Source organism: uncultured Nocardioides sp. (assembly GCF_947488025.1).
GTDB lineage: Bacteria > Actinomycetota > Actinomycetes > Propionibacteriales > Nocardioidaceae > Nocardioides.
Genome location: NZ_CANKYS010000006.1, coordinates 139,821 through 153,828, shown reverse-complemented (window position 1 = coordinate 153,828; position 14,008 = coordinate 139,821). Strand labels below are relative to the sequence as shown.

At 71.6% G+C, this 14,008-nt stretch carries 13 protein-coding genes; 8 read left to right on the top strand and 5 right to left on the bottom strand.

All coding sequences use genetic code 11. The annotated features are described in order from the left end of the window. Nucleotides 1-2: 2 nt before the first annotated feature. The gene (gene glsA / locus Q1B24_RS12145; protein ID WP_299928562.1) at nucleotides 3-1,031 is read right to left on the bottom strand and encodes a glutaminase A; all 1,029 of its coding nucleotides are present in this window, start codon (nucleotides 1,029-1,031) and stop codon (nucleotides 3-5) included. Then, on the bottom strand, nucleotides 1,028-2,095 hold the full coding sequence (locus Q1B24_RS12140) for a hypothetical protein (RefSeq protein ID WP_299928559.1): 1,068 nt from the start codon (nucleotides 2,093-2,095) through the stop codon (nucleotides 1,028-1,030). The genes glsA and Q1B24_RS12140 overlap by 4 nt, the downstream gene beginning before the upstream one ends. 198 nt (nucleotides 2,096-2,293) lie before the next feature. On the opposite strand from Q1B24_RS12140, the gene Q1B24_RS12135 reads away from it, so the two are divergent. After that, on the top strand, nucleotides 2,294-2,785 hold the full coding sequence (locus Q1B24_RS12135; RefSeq protein ID WP_299928556.1) for a DUF1269 domain-containing protein: 492 nt from the start codon (nucleotides 2,294-2,296) through the stop codon (nucleotides 2,783-2,785). A gap of 22 nt (nucleotides 2,786-2,807) precedes the next feature. Here Q1B24_RS12135 and Q1B24_RS12130 read toward each other — a convergent pair whose 3' ends face one another. Together Q1B24_RS12130 and Q1B24_RS12125 are read right to left on the bottom strand one after the other, a co-directional pair. Continuing rightward, nucleotides 2,808-5,462 (bottom strand): LuxR C-terminal-related transcriptional regulator, encoded by a 2,655-nt coding sequence (locus Q1B24_RS12130; RefSeq protein WP_299928553.1) that lies wholly within the window; start codon nucleotides 5,460-5,462, stop codon nucleotides 2,808-2,810. Nucleotides 5,463-5,580: 118 nt separating this feature from the next. Further along, the gene (locus Q1B24_RS12125; RefSeq protein ID WP_299928550.1) at nucleotides 5,581-5,802 is read right to left on the bottom strand and encodes a hypothetical protein; all 222 of its coding nucleotides are present in this window, start codon (nucleotides 5,800-5,802) and stop codon (nucleotides 5,581-5,583) included. A gap of 404 nt (nucleotides 5,803-6,206) precedes the next feature. On the opposite strand from Q1B24_RS12125, the gene Q1B24_RS12120 reads away from it, so the two are divergent. The 7 genes from Q1B24_RS12120 (at nucleotide 6,207) to Q1B24_RS12090 (ending at nucleotide 13,115) form a co-directional block, all read left to right on the top strand. Then, the gene (locus Q1B24_RS12120) at nucleotides 6,207-6,407 is read left to right on the top strand and encodes a hypothetical protein (RefSeq protein WP_299928547.1); all 201 of its coding nucleotides are present in this window, start codon (nucleotides 6,207-6,209) and stop codon (nucleotides 6,405-6,407) included. 10 nt (nucleotides 6,408-6,417) lie between these two features. Beyond that, the gene (locus Q1B24_RS12115) at nucleotides 6,418-7,119 is read left to right on the top strand and encodes an HAD family phosphatase (RefSeq protein ID WP_299928544.1); all 702 of its coding nucleotides are present in this window, start codon (nucleotides 6,418-6,420) and stop codon (nucleotides 7,117-7,119) included. A 94-nt stretch (nucleotides 7,120-7,213) separates the two neighbouring features. Continuing rightward, a complete protein-coding gene (locus Q1B24_RS12110; protein WP_299928541.1) occupies nucleotides 7,214-8,893 on the top strand; it encodes an ABC transporter substrate-binding protein in 1,680 nt (559 codons plus the stop codon). A 56-nt stretch (nucleotides 8,894-8,949) separates the two neighbouring features. Beyond that, complete coding sequence (locus Q1B24_RS12105) at nucleotides 8,950-9,960, top strand: ABC transporter permease (RefSeq protein WP_299928538.1); 1,011 nt, start codon at nucleotides 8,950-8,952, stop codon at nucleotides 9,958-9,960. Nucleotides 9,961-9,965: 5 nt separating this feature from the next. Then, a complete protein-coding gene (locus tag Q1B24_RS12100; protein ID WP_299928535.1) occupies nucleotides 9,966-10,952 on the top strand; it encodes an ABC transporter permease in 987 nt (328 codons plus the stop codon). A gap of 4 nt (nucleotides 10,953-10,956) precedes the next feature. Next, nucleotides 10,957-11,979 carry an ABC transporter ATP-binding protein gene (locus Q1B24_RS12095; protein WP_299928533.1) on the top strand — a complete coding sequence of 341 codons (1,023 nt, stop codon included), beginning with the start codon at nucleotides 10,957-10,959 and terminating at the stop codon, nucleotides 11,977-11,979. Continuing rightward, complete coding sequence (locus Q1B24_RS12090; RefSeq protein ID WP_299928531.1) at nucleotides 11,976-13,115, top strand: oligopeptide/dipeptide ABC transporter ATP-binding protein; 1,140 nt, start codon at nucleotides 11,976-11,978, stop codon at nucleotides 13,113-13,115. The genes Q1B24_RS12095 and Q1B24_RS12090 overlap by 4 nt, the downstream gene beginning before the upstream one ends. On the opposite strand, the gene Q1B24_RS12085 is transcribed toward Q1B24_RS12090, so the two are convergent. Continuing rightward, entirely contained in the window at nucleotides 13,100-14,008 is a 909-nt protein-coding gene (locus Q1B24_RS12085; RefSeq protein WP_299928528.1) for a PD-(D/E)XK nuclease family protein, read from the bottom strand. The genes Q1B24_RS12090 and Q1B24_RS12085 overlap by 16 nt on opposite strands.

Here is a 14,008-nt window from a genome sequence, read left to right as displayed (position 1 = left end):
GGTCAGGTGCCCGAGGCCGACGGCTCCCCCGAAACGGGCGGTTCAGGGGATGACGGCGCCGCCTCGGAGGCGAGGATGTCGAGTCCGAGCCGGCGGGCGAGGTGCCTGGTCGCGAGCTGCCCCCGCACGCTGTTGCCGGCCCCGTCGAGGAGCGGGGAGGAGGTGGCGAGGGCGCCCTTGCCCGGGGACACCGTGACGAGCCCCCCGGCGATGCCGCTCTTGCCGGGCATGCCGACGTCGAACAACCAGTCGCCGGACGTCTCGTACATGCCCGCGATCGTCATCACCGCCAGCGTGGCGTGGGCGGTCTCGGGGTCGACGACGCGTCGCCCGGTGAGGGGGTTGGTGCCACCGTCGGCGAGGGTCGCTCCCATGACCGCCAGGTCGGTGGTCGTCACCGACAGGCAGCTCTGCCGGGTGTAGACCTCGACGGCGTCCATGGCCTGCCCGTCCAGGGCGCCGGCAGCGGCCAGCATGTTGGCCAGCGCCCGGTTGCGGTGGTTGGTCGCGCGCGCTGAGCGGAGGACGTCCTCGTCCAGCTCGAGCCGGCGTCCGGCGAACTGCGAGAGCGCGTCGCGCAGTGCCTCCCACCGCTCCTCGACCCCGCGGCCGGTGACGAGGCTCGTGGTCGCGATGGCGCCCGCGTTGACCATGGGGTTGGTGCGGCCGCGCGGGTCGCGCTCGAGCGGGACGGTGGAGTCGAAGGCCATCCCGGTGGCGTTGACGCCCACCAGGCGTCGTACCCGCTCGACCCCGTGGAGCTCGCAGGCCAGGGCGAAGACGAACGGCTTGGCGACGCTCATGATCGAGAAGGAGTGCGCGGCGTCCCCGGCGGTGGCCACGGCACCGGTCACCGCGACGAGGGCCAGGCCGAACCGGTGCGGCCCGGCTGCGGCGAGCGCGGGGTACACCGTGGAGACCCCGCCGTCCGGGACGGCTCGGAACAGCTCGTACGCCTCGTCGAGGCAGGCCTGGGTCGTCTCGCGGGCCGGCAGCATGCCGGTGGAGACGTGGCGCGGTTCCTCGTTCACGTCGCCGACCTCCCGTCGTGGGGACCGTCCGCGACGGCGGAGCGTTCGGCCCTCGGCGGCACCAGCCCGAGGCGCCACGCCACGAGCATGAAGGCGCCCAGGACGATCGGCCCGCCGAGGGTGACGGTGCGCCACACCACGAGGCCGGCCACGGCAGCTGCCTCGACACCTTCACCGCCGAGGTCCACGAACTCGGCGAGGAGGAGCCCGTCGACGATCCCCAGGCCCATGAAGGGGAACAGGGTGAAGGGGTAGACCAGGCAGAAGGTGACGTAGACGTCCAGGGCGGGCACCGACGCCGCCTCGACGCCCACGAAGCGCAGCGCGAGGACGACGATGCTGGCGTCGACGAGCACCATCGCGACCAGGCCGAGCATCGACACGGCGAGGTGGGACCGGAAGCCGGACGCGGCGTGGTGCCGGAAGGTGACGGCCCAGCGGCCCCACTCCTCGGGGTCCGTCGACCGGCGGACGCGCGCGGCGACGCGACCCGCAACCTCGCCGACCCGGGCAGCGGTCGAGTCGTGACGTACGGCGGCCAGTGCGAGGACCAGGATCGTGACGGCCACCAGGCTGCTCAGCAGCACGCTCCCGATCGGTCCCACCTCCCACCGGGTCGCCACGAGGAGCATCGTCCCCACGATCGGCACGGCGAAGCGGACCGTGTAGAAGGCGACCATGTTCGCCACCGTGCCGGCGAGGGCGACGGCGTGCGGGACGCCCCACGACGCGAACATCTTCAGCCGCAGCACGAGGTCGCCGGGCGGCGGCGCGACGACGGCGAGCAGGTGCGCGGCGAGGTCGTTGACGAGCGCCCGCACCATCCCGATGCCCGGGATGAAGAGGGCAAGGGGGAGCGCGTTGAGGGTGTTGCGCACCACCAACAGCCCGGCGAGGACGCCGAGCTCCTTCCAGGACAGCTTGCCGAGCGACGAGCGCACGGCACCCCAGTCGATGTCGCCCACGAAGCGCAGCGCCAACCAGATCACGACGACGCACAGCGCCGCCGTCAGGAGCCTGCGACCGACCGGCCCCCTCGACCGTGCGGGCAGAGAGTCGGTCACGCAGGCCCTCCGTCCCTCGCCGGTCGTCTCGCCGAGCACAGGCCACCGTGACGCCGCCGGCGCCGCTGAGCACCCCCTGAATCGGGTGAGAGGGCCGTACGTCGCCCAGCCGCGCGCCACTCACCCGGATCGGGGGAGCCCCTGCCCGCCGCCGCGCACGCAGCATCGTCGTACGCCATCGACGAAAGGGATCGACCCATGGGAACGCTGACGGTCTGGAAGTTCGACACCGCCTCGGGCGCCGACGACGCCACGGAGACGCTGCGTGAGCTCTCCGCACAGCACCTGATCACCATCCACGACGCAGCCACCGTCCGGTGGGACGAGGGGAAGAAGAAGCCGAAGACGAGGCAGCTGGCCAACCTGGCCGGTGCAGGTGCCCTGGGTGGCGCGTTCTGGGGCATGCTGTTCGGCCTGATCTTCTTCGTGCCGCTGCTCGGAGCCGCCATCGGCGCGGCATCGGGGGCACTGGCCGGGTCGCTGAGGGACGTCGGCATCGACGACGGTTTCATCAACCGGGTCCGCGACGAGGTGACGCCCGGGACCTCGGCGCTGTTCGTGATGAGCTCCGACGCCGTGGTGGACAAGGTCAAGGACGCCTTCTCCTCGCACCGGCCCGAGCTGATCTTCACCAACCTGAGCACCGAGCAGGAGAACGCCATCCGCGAGGTCTTCGCCGAGGAGGCGTGACGTCGCCGGCGGTGCGGTCGGATCAGAGCAGCTGCAGCCGGCGGGCGACGGAGAGTGCCTCGCTCCGCCGGCTCGCTCCGAGCTTGCTGTAGAGGCTGGACACGTGGGTCTTGACGGTGTTCTCGGAGACGAACAGGCCGTCGGCGATGTCGGCGTAGGTCGCGCCCCGCGCGAGCTCGCGCAGCACGTCGCGCTCGCGCGGGCTCAGGTGCGTGGTGACGGGCGGATCGGCGGCTGACGAGCGCTCCCGGCTCATGGCCGTGGACGGCGCGAGGGCGGCGGTGATGTCGGCGTGCGCCCCGGTCAGGTCGCGGAGGGTCGCCAACCAGGTCGCGGGACCGGCTCCCTCCAGTTCGACGAGCAACGTGTGGACCGGCGTGCCGTGGCGGGTCCAGCCGAGGAAGGGCACGTAGTTGCCCCTGGTCTCCGTCGCCCGGACGGCTTCGAGCACCACCTCGCGGGCCGACTCGTGGTCGCCGAGGGCGTGGAGGAGCTGACCGCGACACACGAGCGCCAGGGCGCGGCACGGCGGCTGGTCGAGGACCCGGTGCTCCACAGCAGCGGCGAAGTGCTCGACCGCGGTGCGCACCTCACCGACGAGGTCGGCCTCGACGCCACGCAGCAGCTCGGCCTCTCCGGGCGAGCCGAGGTCGTGGAGTTCGTCGCCGAGGCTCCTGAGGGTCGCCCGGTCGTCGGACAGGGACGCGAGGAAGGCCCGCTCGATGAGCACGGGGGCGCGGAGGTGGTGGGGGAGACCGGGGACGTCCATGATCGCCTGGAGGGTCTGCTCGGCCCGGATCACCGAGCCTCGCGCCAGGTGCACGCGCGCGTCGTGGACCTGCTGCCAGAACCGCGTGGTCGTGTCGGCCGGGTGGAGCGCGGCCGGGGCCCGCCCCTCGATCGGTCGTCCGGGATCGGCTGCGAGCGGCACCGTCGACATCGCGGCCAGTCGACCATAGAGCTCGGCCCGGTGGCGGGTCACCGGGAGCACGGTGACCAGGTGCTCCATCGCGTGCAGACTGCGTTCGGCCAGTCCGTGGGCGACGTGCTCCCGCCCGCGTGTGTAGTAGAGACCCGCGAGGTGGGTGAGCGCGGCCGCGGCGTGCGCAGGCATCCCCAGCTGATCCCCGAGGCGAGCCGCGCGGAGCAGGTTGGCCTCGGCCGGGACCGCCATACCGAGCGTGAGCTGGGCGATGCCGAGCTCCGCCAGGATGTGAGGCTGCAGGTCGGACGGGGTGGCGGAGAAGGCGCTGGAGTCCACCAGCCGCTGGGTCTCCTCGACCACCCCGGTCAGGGGTGCGAAACCGGCCCGCGCGCGCATCAGGCGCGCACCCAGCACCTGTGCCCTCCACCGGGCCGTGTCCCGGTCCTCCTCGGTGCTGGACGCGAGCAGCCGGTCGATCCAGTGCATCGCCGCCACCAGGTCCCCGTGGATCCAGCGCTCGACCGCGAGGACGAACCAGCAACCGGGATGCTGGTCGACGACCTCGGGCCACCGCTGTGAGAACGCGACCACGTCCTTGCCGCGATCGCGCGCCAGGAGCCGCGTGCCCTCGGCCACCAGCTGGCGCGCCGCCGCCTCGGCGAGACCGAGGTCGACCAGGCGCGCGAAGGAGTCGTCGACGGCCCCGACGCTGGTGTCGTGCTGCACGGCACGCAGGACCGTCGATCGCGCACGCTCGACGTCCACCCCGCCGGCGCGGATGCGACGACGTACGACCTCGGCGAGGAGCGGGTGGATCCGGAAGCGGGCCTCGCCCGCACCGGTGGCCCCCTGCGGCCCCGCGGCGTCGAGGGGGCCGCGCTCGGACCGCGTGACCAGCAGGCCGGTCGACTCGAGCCCGTCGAGGACGAGCCCGGCGCCCCGGTCCTGGGTCAGGTGCGCGGCGGTCTCCGCGGACACCTCGTGCTCGCTCGCCGTGCAGAGCAGGAGATGTCGCTCCCTCGACGTGAGCGTCGAGAACACCTCGTTCACCACCTGGTCCGCGACCGTCGTGCCACCCTGCGACATCCGGTGGACGGCGCCGTCCTGGTCCGGTGACGCTGCCACCAGCCGCGAGGCCAGCACCGCGACCGCACACCAGCCCTCGGCGTGGCTGGCGATCGCCGACACGATCGCGGGCGCCGCCGCTCCGACGTGGCTCGCGATCAGCTGCGAGCTCTCGGTGCTCGTGAGGCGGAGCACGTCGCCCCGCAGCTCGGTGAGGTGGCCGAGCAGCTGCGGGGCGAGACGGGTCAGCGGCAGGTCCCACCGGCTCAGCAGCAGGACCCGGATGGACTGGGGCGCCTCGTCGAGCCGAGCGTCGATGAGTCGGACGGCCGAGGGGGGCAGGGCGTGCGCGTCGTCGACGACCAGCAGTCGCGGCGTACCGCCGTCCGCGGCTGCCTCCGCGAGCGCGGCGTCGACGGCGGCGTGGTCCACGCCACGGCCCGCGTCGAGCCACACCACCGCACCGGGCGCCGTGGCTCCCCGGCCGTCGCGCAGCCAGCCCGCGACGCCGAGGGTCTTGCCTGCCCCGGCCGGTGCGACCAGCGTGACCACCGACGAGTCGCCGGCCGCGTCGAGGCGTCGCCACAGCTCCTGGCGGGCGACGTAGGTCCGCGGCAGGCGGGGAACACCCGCCTCGTCGTGCTGACCCGCGGGGTGGACCGGCCCCGTCGATGCTGGCTCACCCATGGCGTGGCGCCTCCCGCAGCAGCGTGCGTGGACATCGTGCCGATCGCCCTCGCACCCTCCCAAGCGCTGAAAGCCGGCGACCGCAGGTGGTCCGCGCACCCCACCCGTTCGGGTGAGGTCACTGGGAGCGTAGACCAGCGGACTCCGGCACCGTCAACACGTCCACGACCTCGACGCCGAGACTGACGAGGAGGCTGATGACGCCCTGGAGCTCCTCCTGGTCGGCCACCTCGCCCGACAGCACGGTCTGCGGGCGCTGTGGAACCGCGACGAGGTGCGGGAACGCCGTGAGGGCGTCCGGCGACAGCTCGGCATCGACACGGATCATCATCCTCGGCACCGGGTTCCTCCTCGCACGGACCGGACCGGACGCGCGCCCCGGAGGCAGTCCACCTCCAGGGACCCGGGAGCGGGTGGTCCTGGTGCCCCACACGCTACGGGCGAGGCGCTCCCCACGGCCTCCCACATATCGGGGGAGGTCGCCGGACCCCGCCCCCGGGTAGGAGGGTGGGGTGGCTCCACGACCCGTGCGCGACCGGCTGCGCGCACGCCCGGCGGATCTCGTCGACGTCTTCGTCTACGTCGTCGTCCTCAACCTGGCCGTGGAGTACGTGCCGGCCGTGATCAGCGAGGGGTTCACGCTGTCCCTTCTCACGGCCGTGGTGCTCAAGCTGTCGCTCGAGGTGGTCATCTGGCTCAAGGGCCATGTCGTGCGGGGCCCTGCGAGGCGCCAGCAGGTGGCCGGTGAGGCTGGTCCTCGGCGTCACCCTGTGGGTCGTGGCCGCCGGGAGCAAGTTCGTCGTCCTGCTCCTGATCGACCTCGTGTTCGGGGACGCGGTCAGCCTGGGCGGATTCTTCTCGGTGACGCTCCTCATCGTCTGCCTCCTGCTGGCGCGGTCCGGCGTGCGGAGCCTGCTGGACACCGGGCCGGACCCCTCTCGATAGGGTCGGGCAGGTGACTTCTCCGGTGCCGCCGTCCCTGCCAGCCGCGGTCCTGTGGGACATGGACGGCACCCTCGTCGACACCGAGCCCTACTGGATCGCCACCGAGTTCGCGATGGCGGAGAAGTACGGCGGCACCTGGTCGCAGGAGCACGCCCTCAACCTCGTCGGCAACGCCCTGCTCGAGTCAGGTGACTACATCCGCGTCCACATGGGCATCGACCGCACGCCGCAGCAGATCGTCGACGAGCTGCTCGACGGCGTGGTCGCCCGGGTCGAGGTCGAGGTGCCGTGGCGCCCCGGCGCCCGTGAGCTGCTCACCCACCTGCACCAGGCGGGGGTGCCCTGTGCGCTGGTGACCATGTCGTGGCAGCGCTTCGTCGACCCCATCCTGGCGCAGCTCCCCGAGGGGGCGTTCGCGTCCGTCGTGACCGGTGACCGCGTCGAGCTGGGCAAGCCACACCCCGAGCCCTACCTCACCGCAGCCGCCGAGCTGGGCCACGACCCGGCCGACTGCCTCGCGATCGAGGACTCCAACACCGGGGCCACGTCGGCCGTCGCCGCCGGCTGCACCGTCCTGTGCGTGCCCAACCACGTGCCGATCCTCGAGGGGGAGCGGCGCGTCTTCGCCGACACGCTCGAGGGCCTCGACGCCGCCGGCCTGGCACGCCTCGTGGGCGGCCGCGCCCAGGGCGTCGGCGCCGTCCACACGTGACCGGACCGTGACCGTATCGGTGTGGCCTGGCTCACGTTCACCGGTCTAGGGTGCTGGGACGACCCTGACCGGATACCGGACGGAAGGACCTCTGATGTCCCCGAAACGCACCCTGGCGACATGGACCACCGCACTCCTGGCGGTTGCCACCCTTGCGAGCTGCGCCGACAGCGAGCGCGACGGCGGTGATGGCGAGGGAGGCGGCAGCGAGGACGCCGGGACCTTCATCTTCGGCGCCGCGGGCGCCCCCGAGATGTTCGACCCCTACTACGCGACGGACGGCGAGACGTTCCGCATCACCCGTCAGATGTTCGAAGGCCTTCTCGGCATCGAGCCCGGCAGCGCCGAGGTCGTCCCGGAGCTCGCCACCGAGTGGACGCCCAACGAGGAGGGCACGGAGTGGACCTTCACGCTGCGTGACGACGTGACCTTCCACGACGGCGAGCCGTTCAACGCCGAGGCGGTCTGCGCCAACTTCGAGCGGATGTTCGACCAGAACGAGGCCGGCCAGGTCGCGGCCGAGTACTGGGGCTACGTCATGGGCGCCTACGCCAACGATCCCGAGAACTCGCTCTACCAGGGGTGCGAGGCGACCGACGAGTTCGAAGTCGTCATCACGATCAGCGGCCCCACCTCCGGCTTCCCGACGATGCTGACGCTCGAGTCGCTGTCGATGCAGTCGCCCAAGGCGTTGGAGGAGGGCGACGCCAACGGCATCGCCGCCGAGGGCGAGGGCTTCAGCTTCCCCGCGTACGCCGACGCCCCCGTCGGCACCGGCCCGTTCACCTTCGGCGAGTTCGACGAGGCCAACGGCGAGATCACCCTCGAGCGCAACGACGACTACTGGGGCGACACGGCCAAGGTCAGCGAGATCGTGTTCCGGGTGATCCCCGACGAGAGCACCCGTCGCCAGGAGCTCGAAGCCGGGAGCATCAACGGCTACGACCTGCCCAACCCGGTCGACTGGGCCGGGCTGGAGGAGGACGGCAACAGCGTCGAGGTGCGCGATCCGTTCAACATCCTCTACCTCGGCCTCAACCCCGAGGCCAACCCCAAGCTGAAGGACCTCAAGGTCCGACAGGCGCTCTACCACGCCCTCAACCGGGAGCAGCTGGTCCAGACGCAGCTGCCCGAGGGAGCTGCGGTCGCCACCCAGTTCATGCCCGACACGGTCAGCGGCTACAACACCAGCCTCGAGCCCTACGCCTACGACCCCGACGAGGCCAAGCGGCTGCTGGCCGAGGCCGGAGCGGAAGGCATGACGCTCGAGTTCGCCTACCCGACCGAGGTCACCCGGCCCTACATGCCGGACCCGGAGAAGATCTACGAGGCGCTGCGCACCGACCTCGAGGCGGTGGGCATCAACGTGAAGGTGGTGACGGCGTCCTGGAACGGTGGCTACCTCGACAACGTCTCCGGTGAGCCCGGCAAGTACGACGCCTACATCCTCGGCTGGACCGGCGACTACGACTCGGCCCACAACTTCATCGGCACGTTCTTCGGCAACCTGAAGGACAACGACTTCGGCACCGACGTCATGCCGTGGGGCAAGCAGCTGGCCGACGACCTCAAGGCGGCCGACGCGATCGTCGACGAGGCCGAGCGCGGTGCAGCGTTCGAGGAGATCAACCGCCAGATCATGGAGGAGTACCTGCCCGGCCTCCCGATCAGCCACTCCCCGCCCGCCCTGGTCGTCGGCCCCGGCGTCGAGGGCGTGATCCCCAGCCCGCTGACGGCCGAGGAGTTCGACACGGTCACGGTGGGAGGGGAGTGACTCCCACTCGTCAGTGACCGACGGCCCCCGGATCGTGCAGGCGTGGGAGGAGATCCATGCTTCGCTTTGTCCTACGACGACTGCTCCAGATGTGCGTCGTCGTCCTCGTGCTGTCCATGCTGCTGTTCGCGTGGCTCCGCTCCCTGCCGGGTGGCCCGGTGTCGGCCATCCTGGGCGAGCGGCAGACGCCCGAGCGTCGCGCCGCCCTGGAGGCCGCCCTCGGACTCGACCAGCCCCTGCCGGTGCAGTACCAGAAGTTCCTGCAACGCGTGGTCCAGGGCGACTTCGGCGTCTCCACCAAGGTGCTGCCCGGCGAGGACGCCCTCGACGTCTTCTTCACCAGGCTGCCCGCCACCATCGAGCTGGCGGTCCTGGCCCTGCTGCTGGCCATCGTGATCGGCATTCCGCTCGGCTACTTCGCCGCGCGGCGTGCCGGATCGGCCGTCGACACGACCACGGTGATCTTCTCGTTGATCGGGGTGGCCGTCCCGGTGTTCTTCACCGCCTTCCTGCTCAAGTACTTCTTCGCGGTGGAGTGGAACCTGCTGCCGGTCTCGGGGCGGCAGACCACCGGGATCGATGCCACCCGGGTGACCGGCCTGTTCGTGCTGGACGGGATCCTCACGCGCGAGTGGGACGCGGCCTGGGACGCCCTCAAGCACCTGATCCTCCCGGCACTGGCACTGGCCACGATCCCGTTCGCGGTGATCTTCCGCATCACGCGCGCCTCGGTCCTCGACGTGCTCGACGAGGACTACGTGCGCACCGCCGAGGCCAAGGGGCTGAGCACCGCGGTCATCCGGTCCCGTCACGTGCTGCGCAACGCGATGCTGCCCGTCCTCACCACCATCGGCCTGCAGGCCGGCGGTCTCCTGGCCGGAGCGGTGCTGACCGAGACCGTCTTCTCCTACCGTGGGGTGGGTGAGGCCCTGGCCACCTCGTTCCGTGAGAAGGACTACGCCGTGCTCCAGGTCCTGATCCTGGCGGCGGCCGTGATCTACGTGGTGATCAACCTGCTGGTCGACATCGCCTACGCCCTCATCGACCCGCGGATCAGGACGAGGTGACGTCCATGAGCGACCCCACCGAGCCGGCTGTCGCCGAGGACACCCGCCGTCCGTCGTACGGCCAGCGGCGCCGCGACCGGATCGACGCCCTCGCCCAGGCCGGGGCCGTCGACGACACGCCCGGCGTCTCGCTGATCCGCGGTGCCTGGCTCCGCCTGCGCCGCAACCCGGTCTTCCTGACCGGCGCGACGATCACCCTCTGCTTCGTCGTGCTGGCGATCATCGCGCCGTGGATCGCGCCGTGGGACGTCACGGCACGACCGCTCCTCGACGAGGTGCGACCCCAGAGCAACCCGGTGCCCGGCCCGCAACCCGGCCACCCGCTCGGCGGCGACGACCGGGGCCGGGACCTGCTCTCGCGCCTCATCGTCGGCAGCAGGCAGACGCTCATCGTGGGCGTCTTCGCGACCCTGTTCGGGCTGATCGGCGGGGTCATCCTCGGCACCATCGCGGGCGCCGTCGGAGGCGGGGTCGACTCGCTGGTGATGCGCATCGTCGACGTGATGCTCTCGATCCCCTCGCTGCTCCTCGCGTTCACGATCGCCTCGCTGGCGCGAAGCCCCAGCCAGTGGACGCTGATCGTGTCGATCGCGATCATCCAGATACCGATCTTCGCCCGGTTGCTCCGAGGGTCGATGCTGGCCCAGAGGAGCAGCGACCACGTCCTCGCCGCGCGATCGCTGGGCGTGAAGCGGCGCGCGATCGTCTTCCGGCACATGCTTCCCAACTCGATCGGTCCGGTGATCGTCCAGGCGACACTGTCGCTCGCGGTGGCCATCATCGACGCCGCTGCGCTGTCGTTCCTCGGCCTCGGCAACCCCGACCAGAGGCAACCCGAGTGGGGACAGATGCTCGGCCTGGCCCAGCGCTACATCTCCGAGGCGCCGCACCTCGCCTTCTACCCAGCGGGGTGCATCATCGTGGTCGCGCTCGGGTTCACGCTCATGGGCGAGTCGCTGCGCGAGGCCCTCGACCCCAAGACGAGGAGGTGACCCGGTGAGCCTCTCCCAGCACCGTGCGCAACCCCATCGCCCCGCCGTGGGCGAGCCGCTCCTGTCCGTCCGCGACCTGCGCGTCACGTTCCAGCGCCGCGACGAGCGGGCGTTCCGGGCCGTCGACGGCGTCAGCTTCGACGTCCGAGCAGGGCAGACGGTCGGCCTCGTCGGCGAGTCCGGCTGCGGCAAGTCCGTCACGTCGCTCGCGATCATGGGCCTCCTGCCCTCTCGCGGCAACACCGTGGAGGGCCAGGCACTCTTCGACGGCGAGGACCTGCTGTCGCTGTCGACGTCGCAGATGCGCGACCGGCGCGGCGCCGACGTCGCGATGATCTTCCAGGACCCGCTCTCCTCGCTGAACCCCGTCGTCACGATCGGTCGCCAGGTCACTGAGGTGATGGAGCGCCACCAGGGCCTGAGCCGCAAGGAGGCCATGCCGAAGGCCGCCGAGCTGCTCGAGCGGGTCGGCATCCCCGACCCCCGGGCCCGGCTCGCCAACTACCCCCACCAGCTCAGCGGCGGCATGCGCCAGCGCGCGCTGATCGCCATGGCGCTCGCCTGCAACCCGCGGCTGCTGATCGCCGACGAGCCGACGACGGCCCTCGACGTGACGATCCAGGCCCAGATCCTGGCGCTGCTCAAGGAGCTCGTCGTCGACACCGGCACCGCACTGGTGATGATCACGCACGACCTCGGTGTCGTCGCCGGGCTGTGCGACGAGGTCAACGTCCTCTACGCCGGCAAGATCGTCGAGCGCGGCAGCCGCCACGGCCTGTTCCGCCAGCCCCGCCACCCCTACACGGTCGGCCTGCTCGACTCGATCCCGCGCCTCGACGCGCCCCGGGGCGAGAAGCTCAACCCGGTGCCGGGGTCGGTGGCCGACAACCTGCCCTGGGACTCGGCGTGCGCGTTCGCACCACGGTGCTCCCACCGGGTCGACGTCTGCACCCGGGAGACACCCCGGTGGGACGGAGACGACGTGGTCGGGTTCCGCTGCTTCAACCCGGTGGGAGGACCCCGATGACCGACCAGACGCACCCCGCAGGAGAGGCCGACGTGCTGGTCGAGGTCCGCGACCTCGAGGTTCACTTCCCGATCAAGAGCGGGCTGATCTTCGACCGCACGGTGGGCCACGTCCGCGCCGTCGACGGCGTCGACCTCACCATCCGCCGCGGTGAGACCTACGGGCTGGTGGGGGAGTCCGGTTGCGGCAAGTCCACGCTCGGCAAGGCGATCCTCAACCTCGAACCCCCGACCGCCGGATCGGTGGTGTTCGACGGCACCGACATCGCCTCGCTCAAGGGCGAGGAGCTCCGGCGTGCGCGCAAGCGCTTCCAGATGGTCTTCCAGGACCCACTGTCCAGCCTCGACCCGCGCCAGACCGTGGAGTCGCTCCTGGTGGAGGGCATGCGCGCCCATGGTCTCGACACCGACGAGGCGTCCACCCAGGCCCGGCTCCGCGAGCTGATGTCGGCCGTCGGGCTTCCTCCGTCAGGTCTGTCGAAGTATCCCCACGAGTTCTCCGGCGGCCAGCGCCAGCGCATCGGCATCGCCCGGGCGCTGTCGGTCAAGCCCGACCTCATCGTGGCCGACGAGCCCGTGAGCGCACTCGACGTCTCCATCCAGGCCCAGGTGATCAACCTGCTCCAGGACCTGCAGGACGAGCTCGGCCTCACCTACCTCGTCGTCGCGCACGACCTGGCCGTGGTGCGCCACATCAGCGACCGGATCGGCGTGATGTACCTCGGCGGGCTCGTCGAGGAGTCCGGCGCCGCCGAGCTGTACGACGTACCGCTGCACCCCTACACGCGGGCCCTCATGTCCGCGGTGCCCGTCCCGGACCCCCAGGTCGAGGACTCGCGCGAGCAGATCCTGCTCTCGGGCGACCTGCCCTCACCGGCCAACCCGCCCACCGGCTGCCGCTTCCACACCCGGTGCCCCTGGCGGCAGGAGACGCTGTGCGACACCGACCGACCCGAGCTGCGCGTCGTCGAGGTCGCGGGGGCGTCTGCCGGACATCGCGTCGCCTGCCACTACGCCGAGCAGGTCGCCTCCGGTGCGATCCAGCCGCACGAGGTCGAGCCCGCACTCGTCGCCGGGGGCTTCGCCGGTCCGCGCGAGCTGCCCCAACCGCCACCTGACGCCTACGGCACGCCCTGATCCTGCGACCGGGGCGCCGTCGCCGGCTCGGGAAGCGGTGGGATCGTGCCGCCCTTGGTCGGGCAGTGCTGGTGGAAGGAGCACCAGTCGCACAGGCGCGAGGGGCTCGGGCGCCAGTCGCCGGTCTCGCGCGCGAGCTCGATGGCACGCCACACGGCCTCGACCTTGCGCTCGGTGGCGCGGAGGTCGTCCTCGTCAGGCTCGTAGCGGAGGATCTCGCCGTTGCCGAGGTAGACCAGCTGGAGCACCGACGGCACGACGCCGCGCAGGCGCCAGAGGACGAGCGCGTAGAACTTCATCTGGAACAACGCCTTGGCTTCGTAGCCCTCACCCGGGGCCTTGCCGCTCTTGTAGTCGACCACCCTGATCCGCCCGTCGGGCGCGACGTCGACCCGGTCGACGAACCCCCGCAGCAGGAGCTTGGACTCGAGTAGCGCCTCGACGTAGAGCTCGCGCTCGGCCGGCTCGAGCCGGCGGGGGTCCTCGAGGTCGAAGTAGCGGTCGAGAACGGTGCGGCACGAGGTGAGCCACGCGGCGAGGTCGGGGCCCTCGTCACCGAACATCTCGGCCAGGCCCGGCTCGGCCTCGAGCAGCCCCTCCCAGGCGGGCACGAGCATGTCGCGGGCGCGCTGCGGCGTGCGGTCGACGGCCGGCGCGTCGAAGAGGTCCTCCAGCACCTTGTGCACCACTGTGCCGCGGACGGCGTCGGGTGACGGCGGCTCGGGCAGGCGGTCGATCGTGCGGAAGCGGTACATCAAGGGGCAGGCCATGAAGTCACCGGCACGGCTCGGGGAGATCGCCCCCAGCACGTCGACGCCGTCCACCGCCGTCGAGACCCGCTCAGCGGGGGACTCGGGCGGTGCGGGAACGGGTGCGGGGAGGGAGGTCGTCAT